Below are 16084 nucleotides of genomic sequence, written 5' to 3'. Positions count from 1 at the left end.
CAAGGCGAATAAATCATACCTATATTGGAATATTCAAAACAATATAACTAGTATCAATTTTTGTACAAACTCATATTATAAAATTTATGAAATTTAAATATATTATACGATTTATTATGAACTGATAAAATGAAATCCTGGTACTATAAGGGCTTTAATGATTACTTCTTAAAGTATCTAAAGAGTTCAAATGCTTTTGCTATTCGATATAATGAATGTTTTCTTAGTGATATTGAATGTAGTGAATGTGCAAATCTAAACAATAAATTACTAGAGTAAGGTGGTGTTAAAATGGACTTATTTTGGCAATGGATTTTTGGAGGCTTTGGTGGAGGAAAATCTTCTGGAGGTGGAGCTTCAGGATCTTGGTAGTATTATAGTACAGAAATAGAATTACTAAAAAGATGCTGTTAAATATTTACTAGTTTTTTTTTGAAAAAATAAAATTCAACTAAAAATATTTGTTGTAGAAGCCCAAAATAGAATTTTTCGGCTCTTTGCCAACTGGTGTTGGTGAAGAAAACCCAATAGAATAATTTGATTTTTGCAGTCAAGCAGCTTTAGTTGCTTGACTGCTTCTTTCCAAAAATATTTTCCACTGATTTCAATAAAAAAGTTGAACAGGATAAGTTAATTGAATATACCGAAGTAGACAAAGTTTACCATAGATTAGACTGTGGTTTTGATTATCTTGTAACAACATGTAAAAATTATGAAGAAAACCGAATAGCTTTTGTACAAAAAGTATTTTCAGGGCAGGACTCAATATATTTTAGAAACGTTGATGGTAGTCAGTTGGAATGGCAACCTTTGTCTATCATGTGCAAGAAGGATATAAAATCAAATGAGAAAAATCCTTTTGTAAAAGAAACGGAATATTATATTAAAGTACAATTAAAAAATAAGTTTACAGAAAAAGAGGAAACAGTAATACTAAAGGATAGCATAGTTCATGGAAATATCATTCTAGCCGACCAAGTTATAGTGAATACAGAGAGTATTAAAGCGATTGATGCAATTTTATCACAACAGGAAATACAATCCCATAAAAGTTTAAAAAATGATTTGCTAGAAATCAAGCAAATGATAGTAGCAAATAATGTGGATAAAAGTGAAGTCTCTCGGGTTATTGAAGATTTGAATAATGTAACTGGATTAACTACAAACCTGTATACCTTAGTTCCACCATTAGTAGGATGGCTTACTAAATTTTTGGTTAAGTAACATACATTAAATTGTTATAAAAAAATAAGCTTATAAGGTAAAAATCTTTGCTATTTTTAATTTCGCTAAAACATCTGAGTATAGATTTTTCAAATTGAGCATAATGTTAAAATGTGAAATTTAACTATATTTTATTCAAACTACATGCTGGCGGAATGACCATACTTTGACCATACTTTATAAGTTTTTATAGAATTTATAGAGATTTGAAAAAATTAAAAATGTTGAAAACTAGGTATTTAAGAGACATTAGTTGTTGTTAGAACTTACCGAAACGTATAATACGGTCTCAAAGACGCAAACGCTGCGGAATAATCAAAACATTATTAAGTCAATGTTTAACAGATCACATTTTCGAATGTGGTCTGTTTTTTTGTATATAATAGAGTGCTATTCACCCTATTATATACAAATTTTTTATCTTGTTTAATTTCCGTCTTTCAAATATCGCCATAATGTGGTTCGGCTGATGCCGAGCTGTTGGGCAGTTTTTGTTTGGTTTCCGCCATTTTGATCTAGGACATTTATGATAATTTCTTTTGTATAGTCAAAAAGAGTAGGCTGATGCAGAATATTTTTAGTAGTAAAATTCATCACCTTCATACTTGAGAAGTTTTGAATTAAGCGTTCTTTATACAGCAACTCAGTTACTTGATGCTCGGAAATATAGTGGGTGCTGGCATTAATAAGTAATTCTTTAATACAATCTTGCAGTTGATTGAAGTTTCCTGGCCAGTCAAAAGCAAGAAAAGCTTCTAAAGCTTTAGGTTCGAAGCCCATGATATCTTTGTTACATTCAATATTCATTTTATTAAGGATTAATGTAGTGATGATATTTAATTCATTTTTTCGTTCTCTAATTGCGGAAGCGTAGATTTTAGCACTGTGTAGCTGATTAACTAGTTGGTTAAGCTTAGCAGAGTCATCTGATTGAGTAGTATCATAAGTGAAAAGTAAACGATTATGATGTAATACATTGGTCATCTCAATTAAAGAAAGTAGACGGGTAATAGCAGCTAAACTGAGTTGCTCTATATTTTCAAAGAAAATAGTATTATGGACATCAACAAATGGACCATTGGTTGCATTCACTAAAAATTTCCACAGTTTATCAGTAACTAGTTTACAATTTATTGTAATCAAGTAGTTATTATTTTTTGTTTGATCAAGATAAATTTGATGAGCTATATTTTTCTTAGCTGTACCTCTTTCACCAAATATTAAATAAGAATGGTAATCTTCTTTGGCATTTTTTAGGGTTTGTTTAACACTTTCTGGAATTAGTTGAGTAAAGAGAAGTTTTTTTGAAAAAATATCAGCAACTTCAGATTTTTTTTGATAATAAATGTCAGTTCTGCTTGTCGTTACAGGGACATTATGTCCAGTAAGGAAGCAACTGTAATGAGTTTCGTGATTGACTGTGTATTGTCGCACATCAAGAGTGAAAAATTTATTTTGAAGTTGTGAATAGTATTGATGAAGCCCAGTTAAGTGCCGTTTTGTTTGTAAATTTTTTATAATCTCTTGAGTAAATGTAGCGGTGAGATTGGAAAATTCAATTGTATAGGATTTATTGAATAAAAGCATCTCTTGATTTTGGCTTAAAATGCCTTTTTCAAGCACATCTTTTTCTAATTTTGCTTGATTAACATGTTTTACGATTGACAAAGCATCTTCATAAGCATTTTTGATGCTTTCAAAACCAGATGTGATTAGAATCGTATTCAATGATTTTAATTGTGCGATATGATTGGTAATAGCATCACATAAAATCAATTCATAGTGTTTTTCTGATAAAGAATCAAGGACTTCGCTTGCGCTAATATTTTCGTTAATAGTATAAATTGTAATATTGTATCCTAAAATATCACAAAGTAAATGTGCTTTTTCGGTAATGCTAGGGTAACCAACGATTGTAAAATTTTTCGTATAATTTTCTGCGAGACGAATAGCACTAAGAATATCATAGATAGATAAGGATACATCAATGACTGGTAATGGCACTACTTTTCGGATTAATTTGGCTGTTCCCCCTCGAGAAATGATTGCATCATAACCATCAGAATATAATTTTTCTGCAAGGGATTGTCCTTCAACTAGATCAGCAGTGTAAATAGTTGATTCAATATCAGTATATTGCTCGCTTATTCTTTGCATAGAATGATTTAATTCCTCATAAGGGGCAATACCTAAAATTTTTATTGGTCTTTTCATCGTTCTGTCTCCTCTAATTGTCAGGGGTGTTCTGTATATGAACGATATTAACATATAAAAAATTAAATTTGGCGTTAAAATGATAAATCGTTTCTAAATTAAACGTTTTTTACATTTTATAAAATGTAAACGGTTGATTTTCTAATTTATAATCAAGACATAAAGTTTGAGGCGGTGAGTAAATGTTAAAGTTATTAGTTATCGCAGATGATTTTACTGGTGCGTTGGATACTGGGGTTCAATTTTCAAGTCAAGGAATTCCCACGTTAGTTTCAACAGAAACAGATGTTGTATATGATGCTATCCCAACAACAATAGAGGTGTTGGTTTTAAATACGGAAAGTCGACATTTAAGTTTTAATCAAGCATACGAAAAAATAAGAATAATTCTTGAAGATGCTAAAAAGGCAAAGATTCCTTTTATCTATAAAAAAGTAGACTCCGCATTAAGAGGAAATATCAGTGCTGAAATCAAAGCAATTCTCGATACTTATGAACAAGAAGTCATTCCTTTTTTACCCTCTTATCCAGAAATGAATCGCGTATTAATGAATGGTCATTTATATATAGATGATATCTTGGTTTCAGAAAGTGTTTTTGCAGAAGATCCTTATGAACCTGTTACGGAAAGCAATGTCATTCGACGTTTAGAAGTCGAAGCGGGCATTCAAGCAACATTAGTTCATGATTGTCAATTGCCGAAAATAGAAAAAGGGGTCTATGTGTTTGATGCTTTAACCGATGAAACCTTGAATGCTCAAGCAGTTATGCTACAAGAGCAAGGACTATTGTCACTAACAATTGGTTGTGCAGGATTTGCAAGAGCGATTGCCAAACTGCTATTTCCCAACCGACATAAAGTTACTTATAATCTTGAAAAACCAATTGTTGTTATTTGTGGTAGTGTTAACCCAATTACTAAAAAACAAATTGAATATGTCGAAAAAAAAGATTATCCGTGTATCTCTCTTTCAGCCACTCAGCTTTTAGAACCAGAGTATTGGCAGAGTGAATCAGGTCAAAGAGAGATTGCAGAATATCTGCATTTAATGGACAATGAAATGTTAATTATTTTTGAAACGTTAAGTGAGGAAACAACTAAGGGAATCAAAGCTTATCAAAAAATAAATGAGCTTTCCATAAAAGAATGTCGTTTTAGAATAGGTGCATCTTTAGGAAAACTTACAGAAGCTTTATGGTTAAAAAAAACTAAGAATACTTTTTTATTTACAGGTGGGGATACTTTATTTCAATCAATGAAAGTATTAGATGTAAGGTGGATTAAACCCATAGCTGAAATTATTCCAGGTGTAGTTTTATCAGTAATTGAGTGGAACAATATGGAGAGACAGGTAATAACGAAGTCAGGTGGTTTTGGAACAGAGGATTTATTCGAAGAAATTAGTTTGTAAGGAACAATAAAAGGAGGAAGTTTTATGTTAACAGATTATAGTTTAAAAATGCCCAAAAATATTCGCGCTGGTGAACATGCAATTGAACAATTATCAGAAATTCTTAATGAAGAAATCAAAAAAATTGTAATTTTTACCGATAAAGGTTTAATGAATGCGGGTTTGGTTGATTTGCCGATTGAAATAATTGAGCAAGCTGGAATTGCCTATACGATACTTTCGGATATTCCTGCTGAACCAAATTACCATGAAGCACAGGCAACAATTGATGCTTTTAAAAAAGAAGAGGCAGACTTGGTGATTGCAATTGGTGGTGGTTCTGTAATGGATGTAGCAAAACTAGCGTCGATTTTAGCAACTGACGAGTATACTGTGAAAGATTTATTAGATAATCCTTTGCTAGCGAAAAAGCAAGTACCAAGCTTGATGATTCCATCAACTGCGGGAACGGGAGCAGAAGCAACACCAAACGCTATTGTTGGTGTTCCAGAAAAAGATTTGAAAATTGGAATTGTAAATCCAGAAATGATTGCTGATTTTGTCCTTATTGATGGTCGCATGATTAGAAACATACCTAAACCGATCGCAGCAGCTACAGGTGTGGATGCACTGTGTCATGCTATTGAATGTTTTACTTCTGCAAAAGCAAATCCGATTAGTGACACATTTGCTTTGGAAGCATTGGATTTAATTATGAATAATATTGTTGAGGCCTGTACTCAGCCGGAAGCGTTAGAAGCTAAACGTAATATGTTATTAGGTTCATTTTATGCGGGTGTAGCAATTACAGCTTCAGGTACAACTGCAGTTCATGCATTATCTTATCCTTTAGGTGGTAAGTATCATATTGCCCATGGGGTATCAAATGCGATTCTTTTAACACCAGTTATGAAGTTCAATGAGCCAACAATTAAAGACTTATTAGCTGTTGCATATGATCGTGTAATTAAAGATGGAAATAAAACATTATCTGAAAATGAAAAATCATCATACATGATTAAGCAATTAGACGAAATTGTTAAGGTACTTGAAATTCCAACTAGTTTGAAAACTTTCAATGTTCCTAAAGAAGATTTAGAGGGATTAGTTGCTGCTGGGATGGAAGTAACACGCCTGTTAGTAAATAATAAGCGTGAAGTAACTCCAGAAGATGCAAGAAACATTTATTTGCAAATTTTGTAACTCAGATTAAGAAAGGAAGAGGCCTACCATGAAAAAAATTATTGGTATTACAATGGGAGATCCTGCCGGTATTGGGCCTGAAATCTCACTTAAAGCTTTTGCCAAAGAAGCCTTATACGATAAATGTAATCCGGTATTAATTGGAGATAAATCTGTGTTGGAGGCATACTTAGCAAAACATTCTGAATTATCTCTAGAGATTAATGCGATTGAAAATCCTAGTGAGGGGCAATATAACTATGGAGTTATTGATCTAATCGACTTAAAACTGGTTGATATGACTACTTTTAAAATTGGTAAAGTTTCTGAAATTGGAGGTAACGCTGCCTTTCAGTATGTAAAAAAAGTAATCCAACTAGCTTTAGCGAAAGAAATTGATGCAACAGTTACGAATCCGCTAAATAAAGAAGCGATGAATGCAGCTGGTCATCATTATGCAGGACATACTGAGATTTATGCAGAATTAACCGGTACGGATAAATACACAATGATGTTAGCTGATGGCAATTTACGTGTTGTTCATGTTTCTACTCATGTTTCTTTAAGAGAAGCTTGTGATCGTGCTACGCAAGAACGTGTGCTAGATGTAATTCGTATTGCTGATAAAGCTTGTAAAGATTTAGGAATTGAAAATCCACGTGTTGCAGTTGCAGGTTTAAATCCTCATTGTGGTGAAAATGGACTGTTTGGACAAGAAGAAATTCAAGAAATAAATCCAGCTGTTGTAGCTGCTCAAGCAGAAGGAATTAATGTTGAAGGCTCGTTGCCAGCAGATACTTTATTCTCTAAAGCAAATGGAGGAATGTATGATATTGTTGTAGCCATGTATCACGATCAAGGGCATATCCCTTTGAAATTATTAGGTTTTGTTTATGATCAAGAAACACAAAATTGGAAGGCGGTTCAAGGAGTAAATATTACTTTGAACTTACCAATTATTCGAACTTCTGTAGATCATGGAACAGCTTTTGATCAAGCTGGTAGATGGCGCGCAAGTGAAGCAAGTTTGGAAAATGCGATTGATTATGCTATTCGCCTTGCTGAAAATTCAAAATAGGAATAATTTAACTAAAATGAAAAATATTTAAGGAGGAAAGTGTATTGAATCATTTAGAAAGTGTTCGTCAATCTGAGCCGAATGGAGTAATGTACCGAGATGAATTTTTGAATGTTGATTTCGGATTGATTCCAACTGGCGGCAACAATACTGCACATGCACCAGCGCTTATTGAAACGGCTGATGGGGGAATGTTATGTGCCTGGTTTGCTGGAAGTTTTGAAGGTAGTGGAGATATTTCCATTGTAGTATCCAAACTAGATTCAACAACACAAACATGGTCGGTACCAGTAACTGTTTCAGAAGGAGAAAACCGAAGTGAACAAAATCCTTCATTCTTTCGTGCACCGGATAACAAAATTTGGTTAATTTATACATCTCAAGTTAGCCGGCAAGAGGGAAAAGACAATATGCAATTTACTTCAATCATTATGGTTCAAAAATCATCTGATGAAGGAAAAACTTGGGGGAAATCAGAAGTTCTATTTGAAAATGCCGGAACTTTTGGACGACAAGGAATTCAAATTTTAAGTAATGGTCGATGGATTTATAGTACATGGTTGTGTGAAGATTCTGCAGAAGGATTAACCAACGATCCCACAGAATTTCAGATTTCTGATAATGCGGGTAAAACTTGGCATTCTGTTAGGATGCCAGATAGCAATGGTCGAGTGCATGCAAATGTTGTTGAAGTTGAGCCAGGGCACTTGGTTGCCTTTATGCGAAGTCGCTTTGCTGATTTTGTTTATAGCAGTGAGTCCTTTGATTTTGGTGATAGCTGGTGTGTGCCACAAGCGACAGTTTTACCTAATAATAACGCTAGTGTGAGTGCTATTAAATTAGCGACTGGTGAGATTGCGTTGGCTTACAACATGAATTCTGCGCCTAACGCTATCTTTGGTCAAGTTGCTTGGCCGGGATTACGTAATCCGGTAGCTGTGTCTGTCAGTGAAGATTTTGGTAAAACTTGGCCGATTGGCCGTATTTTTGAAATGGCGGAAGGATATATCGGTTCAGAGAATAAAACTAATAATTCACAACATGAATATCCAACGCTATATCAAGATAGTCTGGGCAGATTGAATCTTGTTTATGCCTATAAAAATCGTCTTTGTGTTAAATATGTGCGTTTTACTGTAGCCGATTTATTTGGAGAAAAACGTGAAGCAATGGGCGTTTATAACCCGACATCGGGTCAGGGCGTCGAAAAGTAGTAACAACTGATGATAGTAATGTTTAGGTTATTTAGCCGAGATGTACTATCAGTCAAGTTAGTTAAATGAAACCGTATTCTAAAAAAAGTTAAGGAGCGAATCAAATGAAAGCAATTGAATTAAAAGGAATTATTAGCCCAATTTTAACACCAATGTATGAAGATGAAAGCATCAATCTAGAAGAGTTACGCAAACAGATAGACCGGATGATTGACAATGGTGTAGATGGGATTTTTCCATTTGGAACCAATGGGGAAGGGTATATATTATCTGCTGAAGAGAAAAAACTTATTTTAGAAACAGTTGTTGAACATACAGCTGGACGAGTACCTATTTATGCAGGTTCTGGTGCTATTTCTACGAAAGAAACAATTGAACAAAGTAAAATGGCACAGGCAGCTGGTGCAGATGTGTTATCAATTATCACACCAAGTTTTGCTGCAGCTAGTCAAGAAGAAATTTATACACATTACAAAACTGTTGCAGAAGCAGTAGATATGCCCATTGTGCTATATAATATTCCAGCACGAACTGGAAATGCTATCACTCCAGCGACAGTTGCTCGTTTAGCTCAAATTGAAAATATTATTGGTGCTAAAGATTCAAGTGGTAATTTTGCTAACATTTTAGGTTATATTGAAGCTGGGAAATCCAAAACAAATGGTAATTTCTATACATTATCTGGAAATGATCAACTAATTATTTGGACGTTATTGGCTGGTGGTACTGGTGGAATTGCTGGTTGTGCCAACGTTTATCCAAAAACAATGGCTTCAATTTATGATTTATTTGTAGATGGTAAGTTTGAAGAGGCAAGAGCAGCTAATGAAAGTATTCAAAGTTTCAGAGATTGTTTCAAATTTGGTAATCCAAATACAATAGTTAAGACAGCAGCAGCTTTACTTGGAAATAATGTTGGGAAATGTCGAGCTCCATTTAACCAAATTCCTGAAGCGGGTATTACTGCATTAAAAACAGTTTTAGAAGAAAATCAAGCGAAAGGTATGAAATAAGAAAATAGACCTTATTCTTTTGTTTGAAAAAAATAAAGTGGCTTAATATGAGATAGGCTATCTGGTATGATGGTAGCCTACCTCGTTAATAAAGGAGTATGACTAGAATTAGGAGGATATTATGACTATTCAAATGATGATTGCATTGGCAATTACAGTAGTAATGATTGTTTTAATTATGATTGAAAAAATTCCCTTTGGGGCGGCGCCATTATTTGCTTGTTTATTGTTAGTTATTTTTGGAATCACAGATATCAAGGGAGCTTTTGCCGGATTTTCAAATTCAACGATTGTGATGTTAGCGGAGTTTATGGCTATTATAGCAGCGTTACAGAAGACCAGTTTCATAGTTGTTTTCAAAAAAGCAATGTTTTCTATGGCTGAGAAAGGCGGGTTTAAATCTTATATATTAATTATCTGTATTGTAATGTTGGGGTGTAGTTTGTTTGGAACTGGCTCAACAGCTTATTATGTGTTAACACTTGGTTTATTGTCAACGTTACCTTATTCCAAAAAATTACCACCATCCAAAGTAATTATGACTGCAGGTTTTGCAGCTAATCATCCATTAATTCCGTTTAATACGGCATTGCAATATGGAATAGTTATTGCTGTTTTAAATGCAGCAGGAATTATGGCTGAAGTTTCTGTTTTTAAATTTGCAATTGTTAACTTATTCTTATCTGCAGGTTTCTTATTAAATTGTATTCTACAGTATAAATTTTTACCTGATCATCCAACCTCAGATGAAAGTACACAAGAAGTAGCGTCAACTGAAAAAGAGGCGGCAACACTTCTTCCGCGATGGAAAGAATTAGTAACTTACGGAGTCTTTATTTTCGCTGTTGCAGGTATGCTGTTACAAAGTAAATTTGGTGATGCTGGTTATGCGATGGCGGGGATATCTGTTGCAGTAATCTTATTAATTGGAGTACTGGATTTTAAAGAAGTTCGTGATTCAATTAGTGCACCAATTATTTTAATGTCTGCGGGAGTTATTGGTGTTGCAGATGCATTGGGAAGCACAGGACTTACTAATTTAGTAGGAACTACTGTTGCTGACATGTTAGGAACAAATGTGAATCCATTTGTCATGATTTTCTTTTTCTGTATCTTAACTAGTTTGCTAGCGACTTTAACAGGCTCAACGATTGGAACGGTTTATGTATTTACACCACTTGCTATTGCGACTTGTAACAGTTTAGGGTTGGATCCAACAGCAGCAGCCTGTGCAATTGTTATCTCAGGTTGGTGTGGTCATTTCTTGCCAATTGATGGCATGCCAGCAATGGTTTTAGGAACAGGTAAATATACAGCTGTTCAATTTTGGAAGTTCACAATTCCACAATATTTCATTCGTCTATTATTCTTAACGGCGGGTTCAATTATTATGTTCCCAATGTAATAAAAAAATAAATAAGAGGTGTATCATAATGGAAAATAAATTTGAATTAGAGCATATTGGTATCAATATGGAAAATGAAACAGAGGCACAAGAACTTGCCATACAATTAAGTACGATTTTTAATTTGAATCCGCGTCATGGACAAAAGTCTGAGTTTGCTGGAGATTATTTTGAATGTATGAAATCACCGTTTTTAGGGAAAAATGGTCATATTGCTATGCGTACATCTGATTTAGAAAGAGCAGTTGAAGAGTTGAAAGGAAAAGGCCTTTCTTTCAATATGGATACAGCAGCTTATGATGAAGAGAATAAATTGAAAAATATTTATTTAGCTGGTGAATTTGGTGGTTTTGCAATTCACATTTTGAAAAAATAAATAGATTATAAAAAAATATTTCTTTAACAAGCAGTGGTCATAGTAGAAATAATTGTGTTTCTACTATGACATTTTTTTGATAAAAGGAAGAAATAAAAACGATAATAGTATAGAATATAAATGAAACAAGAATGGAGATGAAGAGAGTGTCATTATGGTTTACCCTATCTAAAGATGAAGTTATAAAATCTTTAGATACAAATACTAAAGAAGGGTTATCTAGTCAAGAAGTAGAAAAACGACTAGAATCCTTTGGTAGAAATGAACTGGAAGTAAAAAAGAAAGAGAGCCTATTCAAAAAAATTATTGGACAATTAGAAGATCCAATGATTATTATTTTATTAATTGCGGCTTTCCTTTCTTATGTATCAAGTGGTTTTGAAGACTGGATTGACTCAGTTATCATTTTATTAATTGTAGTAATTAATGCAATTATTTCTATTTCTCAAGAAAATAATGCAAGTAAATCTTTAGAAGCTCTGCAAAAAATGTCAGCGCCGTTGGCAAAAGTAATTCGTAATGGGAAACTGGAAAATGTAGAGACAGCAACCTTAGTTCCTGGCGATATTATTGAGTTAGAAGCAGGGGATTTAGTTCCAGCAGATGTTAGAGTTCTTTCAGCTGCTAACTTGAAAGCTGATGAATCAGCCATGACGGGTGAATCTGTTCCAGTTAATAAAAAAGATATCGATAATTTACCCGAAGAGACAGCTTTAGCGGATCGTAAGAACATGTTGATTTCTTCAACAGTCATTACGAATGGTCGAGCAACTTGTGTTGTAACTGACACGGGAATGAAAACAGAGGTTGGTCGTATTGCTAATTTATTAATAACTGAAGAGGATAATACGACACCATTGCAACAAAAAATGGCAGAAATTTCTAAGTTATTGTCAATTATTTGTTTAGGTATTTGTATTTTAATGTTTATTGTAGGCTTATTATATCATCGTCCGATTTTAGAAATTTTTATGATGGCTGTTTCTCTTGGTGTGGCAGCAATTCCTGAAGGGTTAGCAGCAATTGTTACGATTGTGTTAGCTTTAGGGGTGCAACGTTTAGTTAAGCGACATGCTATTGTGAAAAAATTACCAGCAGTTGAAACTTTGGGAGCTGCTTCAGTAATTTGTAGTGATAAAACGGGTACTTTAACTCAAAATAAAATGACAATTGTTGAAACTTATACGCAAACGAATCAATCAGAACAATTATTGTTAACGATTGGCGCTTTGTGTAATGATTCCAAATTAACAAGTAAAGACGAAAATGATTTTAAAGTAACGGGTGATCCAACTGAAACGGCTTTTGTAACAAAAGCTTACGAAGAAAAACTTGATAAAAATCAATTAGAAGCAGAACTTCCACGTGTTGCAGAAATTCCTTTTGATTCAGAACGTAAACTTATGAGCACCGTTCATAAAATGGAACAAGGCTACCGCGTGATGGTTAAAGGGGCACCCGATGTTTTATTAAATCGTTGTAATATAGATGGTGAAACTGCTCAAATAATTGCAGATAAAAATGCAGAAATGGCTTCAAAAGCGCTTCGTGTTTTAGGCGCTGCTTATAAAGATATTGAAGAAGTACCAGAAGAATTAACAACAGAGGACTTAGAAAATAATTTAACATTTGTTGGGTTGGTGGGGATGATTGACCCACCACGTCAAGAAGTGAAAGAAGCAGTAGCACAGTGTTATGACGCAGGTATTCGTCCAGTTATGATTACTGGAGATCATAAATTAACTGCCGTGGCAATTGCTAAAGAACTAGATATTTTTAGAGATGGTAATTTGGCGATGACAGGTTCAGAATTAGATGTTATGCCACAAGAAATTTTGGAAGAAGAAGTTGAAAAATATGCTGTTTATGCACGGGTTTCACCGGAGCATAAAATGCGGATCGTTAAAGCTTGGCAATCAAAAGGCATGGTTGTTGCGATGACCGGTGATGGGGTTAATGATGCGCCAGCACTTAAAGTAGCAGATATTGGTTGTGCCATGGGGATTACTGGAACGGATGTTGCCAAAGGTGCAGCAGATATGATTTTAACTGACGATAATTTTGCAACGATTGTTCATGCAGTAGAACAAGGACGAGGGATTTTCTCAAACATAAAAAAATCTATTCAATATTTGCTAAGTTGTAATATTGGCGAGATTATTACTATTTTTGTTGCGACAGCCTTGAACTTCCATCAAATGCCGTTAGTTGCGATTCAATTATTATGGTTGAATCTAGTGACGGATTCTCTGCCAGCATTAGCGCTAGGAATGGAGCCAGTAGAACCAGGAGTTATGAAACAAAAACCGCGCGATTCTCGTAAAAGTATTTTTGCAGATGGTTTTGCTACGAGTATGATTTTCTATGGCGTATTGGTAGGTGGAATTACATTAGTTGCTTACTGGTTGGGAGAATATGTTTTGTCAGATCCAGCGGTAGCCGATGGAACAGCCAACACAATGGCCTTTGCAACACTGGTGTTTGGCGAATTAACCCGAGCATTTGCGGTTCGTAGTGAAACCCGTTCAATCTTTAGTATTGGTGTCTTTTCTAATAGTGCGATGAATAAAGCATTTGTTGTTAGTTTAGCTATGCAATTAGCAGTACTATTCATCCCAGTTCTACAAGATATCTTTAAAGTTCAAAGTTTGACAGGCATCGAATGGCTTGTTGTTATTGGGTTATCACTTGTGCCATTAATCATTAGTGAGTTGAATAAAGCTATTCGTTATCGTGGGGTAAAAGCGAACTAAACAAAGATTATTGTTAAATAAACTTTGATGCAATGCTGAATAGTGTTATTAAATAGTAATTAAGATGTAATCGAAACCAGCTAAACAGGTTGTTTAGCTGGTTTTTTTGTTTTTGCATAACCTATTAGCTATCTGTTGTTGATATTTTCCGGCTTTGCTATAATGAGTTAAAAATGTTAATCGCAAACTTTGGGAAATGAGGTGATTTGATAGTGTTAGATAAAAATCAAAAATTTTTACCAGATGAGAAAGCAATGGCACCTGTTCCTGTGCAAGAAAAATCCGGCTTACTCGCAGAATTGGCTGCTCATTTCGAGCTTTATCCGGAAAATAGTCGGCGACCTGTTAATAAAACATTATTTAGAAATCAGTATTTTCAACTGACTTATAATGTGAAAAATCAGGCGTTCAACATTTCTTCGCGAGGGGACCTTGTTTATTCGGCGATTCCTTATGATACTGCGCGAAGCTATATTCAGCGAGCAGCAGTGCAATATTTAGTTCATCCAGAAGCAGTGCAGCGCTATTTAGCAATGCATAAGGGCAATATTCAGCAATATTTGATGTTGAGTATTTTTCAAGTAACTGGTCGCAAGGTCAATAAAGAATCTCCTGAGGTGCAACAAGCTTATGCGGCGATTGCTGAAAATCCTTTGTTTGAAATTCAAATTTTAGGGCGGATGTTGCAGCACGATGAAACAGGACCGTTATCAGCCAACTTGGCAGGGAAATTTTTATTTAGTGAAAATGTTAAAACCGGGATTGCTGGCTATCTTTCTGAATATCTGAATTTCATTATTCAACTCACCCAAACCTTACCAATTGCGACAGACGGGAAAAACATTCAGCTATTAGAAACCACCCAAGCGGATAATTTACTTGAAGATAAAGAAATGTATCAACAGCTAACTTTTGAATCGGATATTACGCCAGCGTTGAATTTATTGCCACAAGAGCTTAAACAAAATATTGACCGGTTAGTTATCCGTAAAAATCAACCGATGCTTACTAATAATCAACCGCTTTTACGTTCAGAATACGGCAAAGAATTAGCAGAAGTCCGTAAAAATTATGTGGCTCATAGTGTGAATCCAGATAATTTGAAACAATACTTTGAAAATGTTTTGCCAACAGAAAATGAGAACCTAATTAATGTGGTTTCAGATATCCATATTAGCGATGGTAAATTGCCTTTCAGTAATCCTAACTTTAATATTTTTGCAGGTGATATTTTAGATGGACAGTTAACTAATGAAAAAATTAAGGGAATCTACGTGATTGGTGGCCATGAATTACCCGCTGTTTTACCAGAGAATCCTGATACAACAGCGGAAGTTTGGCAAAAATGGCGTCCATTTTTTAAATATAAGTGGTTTAAATTGTTGCAGGAAAATCCTGAAGAAGCCTGGCCGTTGCTGCCAGTAGGAAATCATAAATATTATGAAGTAGTTAAAACTGAGCTTGAAAAAAGTTTTCCTAACATGACAATCCTTAACAACAGCAGTGTTGTTTATCAAGGCATTCATTATGTAGGGCTGACTATCCCAGCGGTTTTAGTGAAACGTAAAAAAGAACTACAAAAATTTATTTTGCAAACTTTAGAGAAATTACTGCAACGAGAACCTGATAAACCAACCGTTATTGTTTCCCATGCACCTTTGTTTAATGAAGTCAGTCGTCTTTCACCAAGCAGTAATGCCTACAATAAAGACTATATTTGTTTAGAGCCGGCAATTGTTGACTTATTTAAGGAATATCAGATTATTGGCTTAATTCACGGGCATCACCATATTCCCGCGGCTTTTGGCCGAGAAGGCACTAGAGAATTTGCTGGCAAGGAACTTTTTGTGGTGTGTTCCATTTATTCTGAAATGAACACTGGCTTTGAATTGCAGGATTTATTAAAGGAAAAACAGGGATAAATTAAGATAGAAAAAGAGCAAACAACAAAATTAGGGAATGCAACTACTTTTTGACACAATTTAAAAAGAGCATCTCATTTTAGTCATCTTTTTCCGGTAATCTACTGGTGAAAGGTGACCTAATTTCGTTAAGATTCGTTTGTTATTCCAAAATTTAATGTAATTTTCAACAATATCTATTACAATGTTATTAGAACCAATTGGTTCTTTATTGATGTAGAATGTTTCAGACTTTAGAGAGGAATGGAATGATTCTATTGGAGCGTTATCTGAGGGAGTCCCTTTACGGGACATACTTCGGATAACGTTTTT

Annotated in this window: 12 protein-coding genes; 10 read left to right on the top strand and 2 right to left on the bottom strand. The window is 34.4% G+C overall.

Annotation, left to right across the window (positions count from 1 at the left end; genetic code table 11):
- Positions 1–564 precede the first annotated feature (564 nt).
- A complete protein-coding gene (locus M2139_RS02565; protein ID WP_280737373.1) occupies positions 565–1224 on the top strand; it encodes a hypothetical protein in 660 nt (219 codons plus the stop codon).
- A gap of 426 nt (positions 1225–1650) precedes the next feature.
- On the opposite strand, the gene M2139_RS02560 is transcribed toward M2139_RS02565, so the two are convergent.
- The gene (locus M2139_RS02560; protein ID WP_280737372.1) at positions 1651–3438 is read right to left on the bottom strand and encodes a sigma-54-dependent transcriptional regulator; all 1788 of its coding nucleotides are present in this window, start codon (positions 3436–3438) and stop codon (positions 1651–1653) included.
- Positions 3439–3620: 182 nt separating this feature from the next.
- Between M2139_RS02560 and M2139_RS02555 the strand changes: the two genes are divergently transcribed.
- The 9 genes from M2139_RS02555 to M2139_RS02515 all read left to right on the top strand — a co-directional run bounded on the left by M2139_RS02555 (position 3621) and on the right by M2139_RS02515 (position 15772).
- Positions 3621–4850: a four-carbon acid sugar kinase family protein gene (locus M2139_RS02555; protein WP_280737371.1), complete on the top strand. Its 1230-nt coding sequence runs from the start codon at positions 3621–3623 to the stop codon at positions 4848–4850.
- A 24-nt stretch (positions 4851–4874) separates the two neighbouring features.
- Positions 4875–6032, top strand: coding sequence for an iron-containing alcohol dehydrogenase (locus tag M2139_RS02550; RefSeq protein ID WP_280737370.1), 1158 nt, complete (start codon positions 4875–4877; stop codon positions 6030–6032).
- 28 nt (positions 6033–6060) lie between these two features.
- Positions 6061–7089: a 4-hydroxythreonine-4-phosphate dehydrogenase PdxA gene (pdxA, locus tag M2139_RS02545; protein WP_280737369.1), complete on the top strand. Its 1029-nt coding sequence runs from the start codon at positions 6061–6063 to the stop codon at positions 7087–7089.
- Positions 7090–7133: 44 nt separating this feature from the next.
- On the top strand, positions 7134–8303 hold the full coding sequence (locus M2139_RS02540; protein ID WP_280737368.1) for a sialidase family protein: 1170 nt from the start codon (positions 7134–7136) through the stop codon (positions 8301–8303).
- Between the two features lie 104 nt (positions 8304–8407).
- Positions 8408–9316: a 4-hydroxy-tetrahydrodipicolinate synthase gene (gene dapA, locus M2139_RS02535; protein WP_280737367.1), complete on the top strand. Its 909-nt coding sequence runs from the start codon at positions 8408–8410 to the stop codon at positions 9314–9316.
- Positions 9317–9437: 121 nt separating this feature from the next.
- Complete coding sequence (locus M2139_RS02530) at positions 9438–10721, top strand: SLC13 family permease (protein ID WP_280737366.1); 1284 nt, start codon at positions 9438–9440, stop codon at positions 10719–10721.
- A 28-nt stretch (positions 10722–10749) separates the two neighbouring features.
- Positions 10750–11097 (top strand): 2-dehydro-3-deoxyphosphogluconate aldolase, encoded by a 348-nt coding sequence (locus tag M2139_RS02525; RefSeq protein WP_280737365.1) that lies wholly within the window; start codon positions 10750–10752, stop codon positions 11095–11097.
- 137 nt (positions 11098–11234) lie between these two features.
- Complete coding sequence (locus M2139_RS02520) at positions 11235–13850, top strand: calcium-translocating P-type ATPase, PMCA-type (RefSeq protein ID WP_348522594.1); 2616 nt, start codon at positions 11235–11237, stop codon at positions 13848–13850.
- 254 nt (positions 13851–14104) lie between these two features.
- A complete protein-coding gene (locus M2139_RS02515) occupies positions 14105–15772 on the top strand; it encodes a metallophosphoesterase (RefSeq protein WP_280737492.1) in 1668 nt (555 codons plus the stop codon).
- A 60-nt stretch (positions 15773–15832) separates the two neighbouring features.
- On the opposite strand, the gene M2139_RS02510 is transcribed toward M2139_RS02515, so the two are convergent.
- Positions 15833–16084, bottom strand: a 252-nt coding sequence (locus tag M2139_RS02510; RefSeq protein ID WP_280739527.1) for an IS3 family transposase, incomplete at its 5' end; no start/stop codon positions are given.

Source organism: Enterococcus sp. PF1-24 (assembly GCF_029893325.1).
Classification (GTDB): Bacteria; Bacillota; Bacilli; order Lactobacillales; family Enterococcaceae; genus HY326.
The sequence above is the reverse complement of the archived record's forward strand: the minus strand, read 5'-3'. Positions and strand labels throughout refer to the sequence as shown.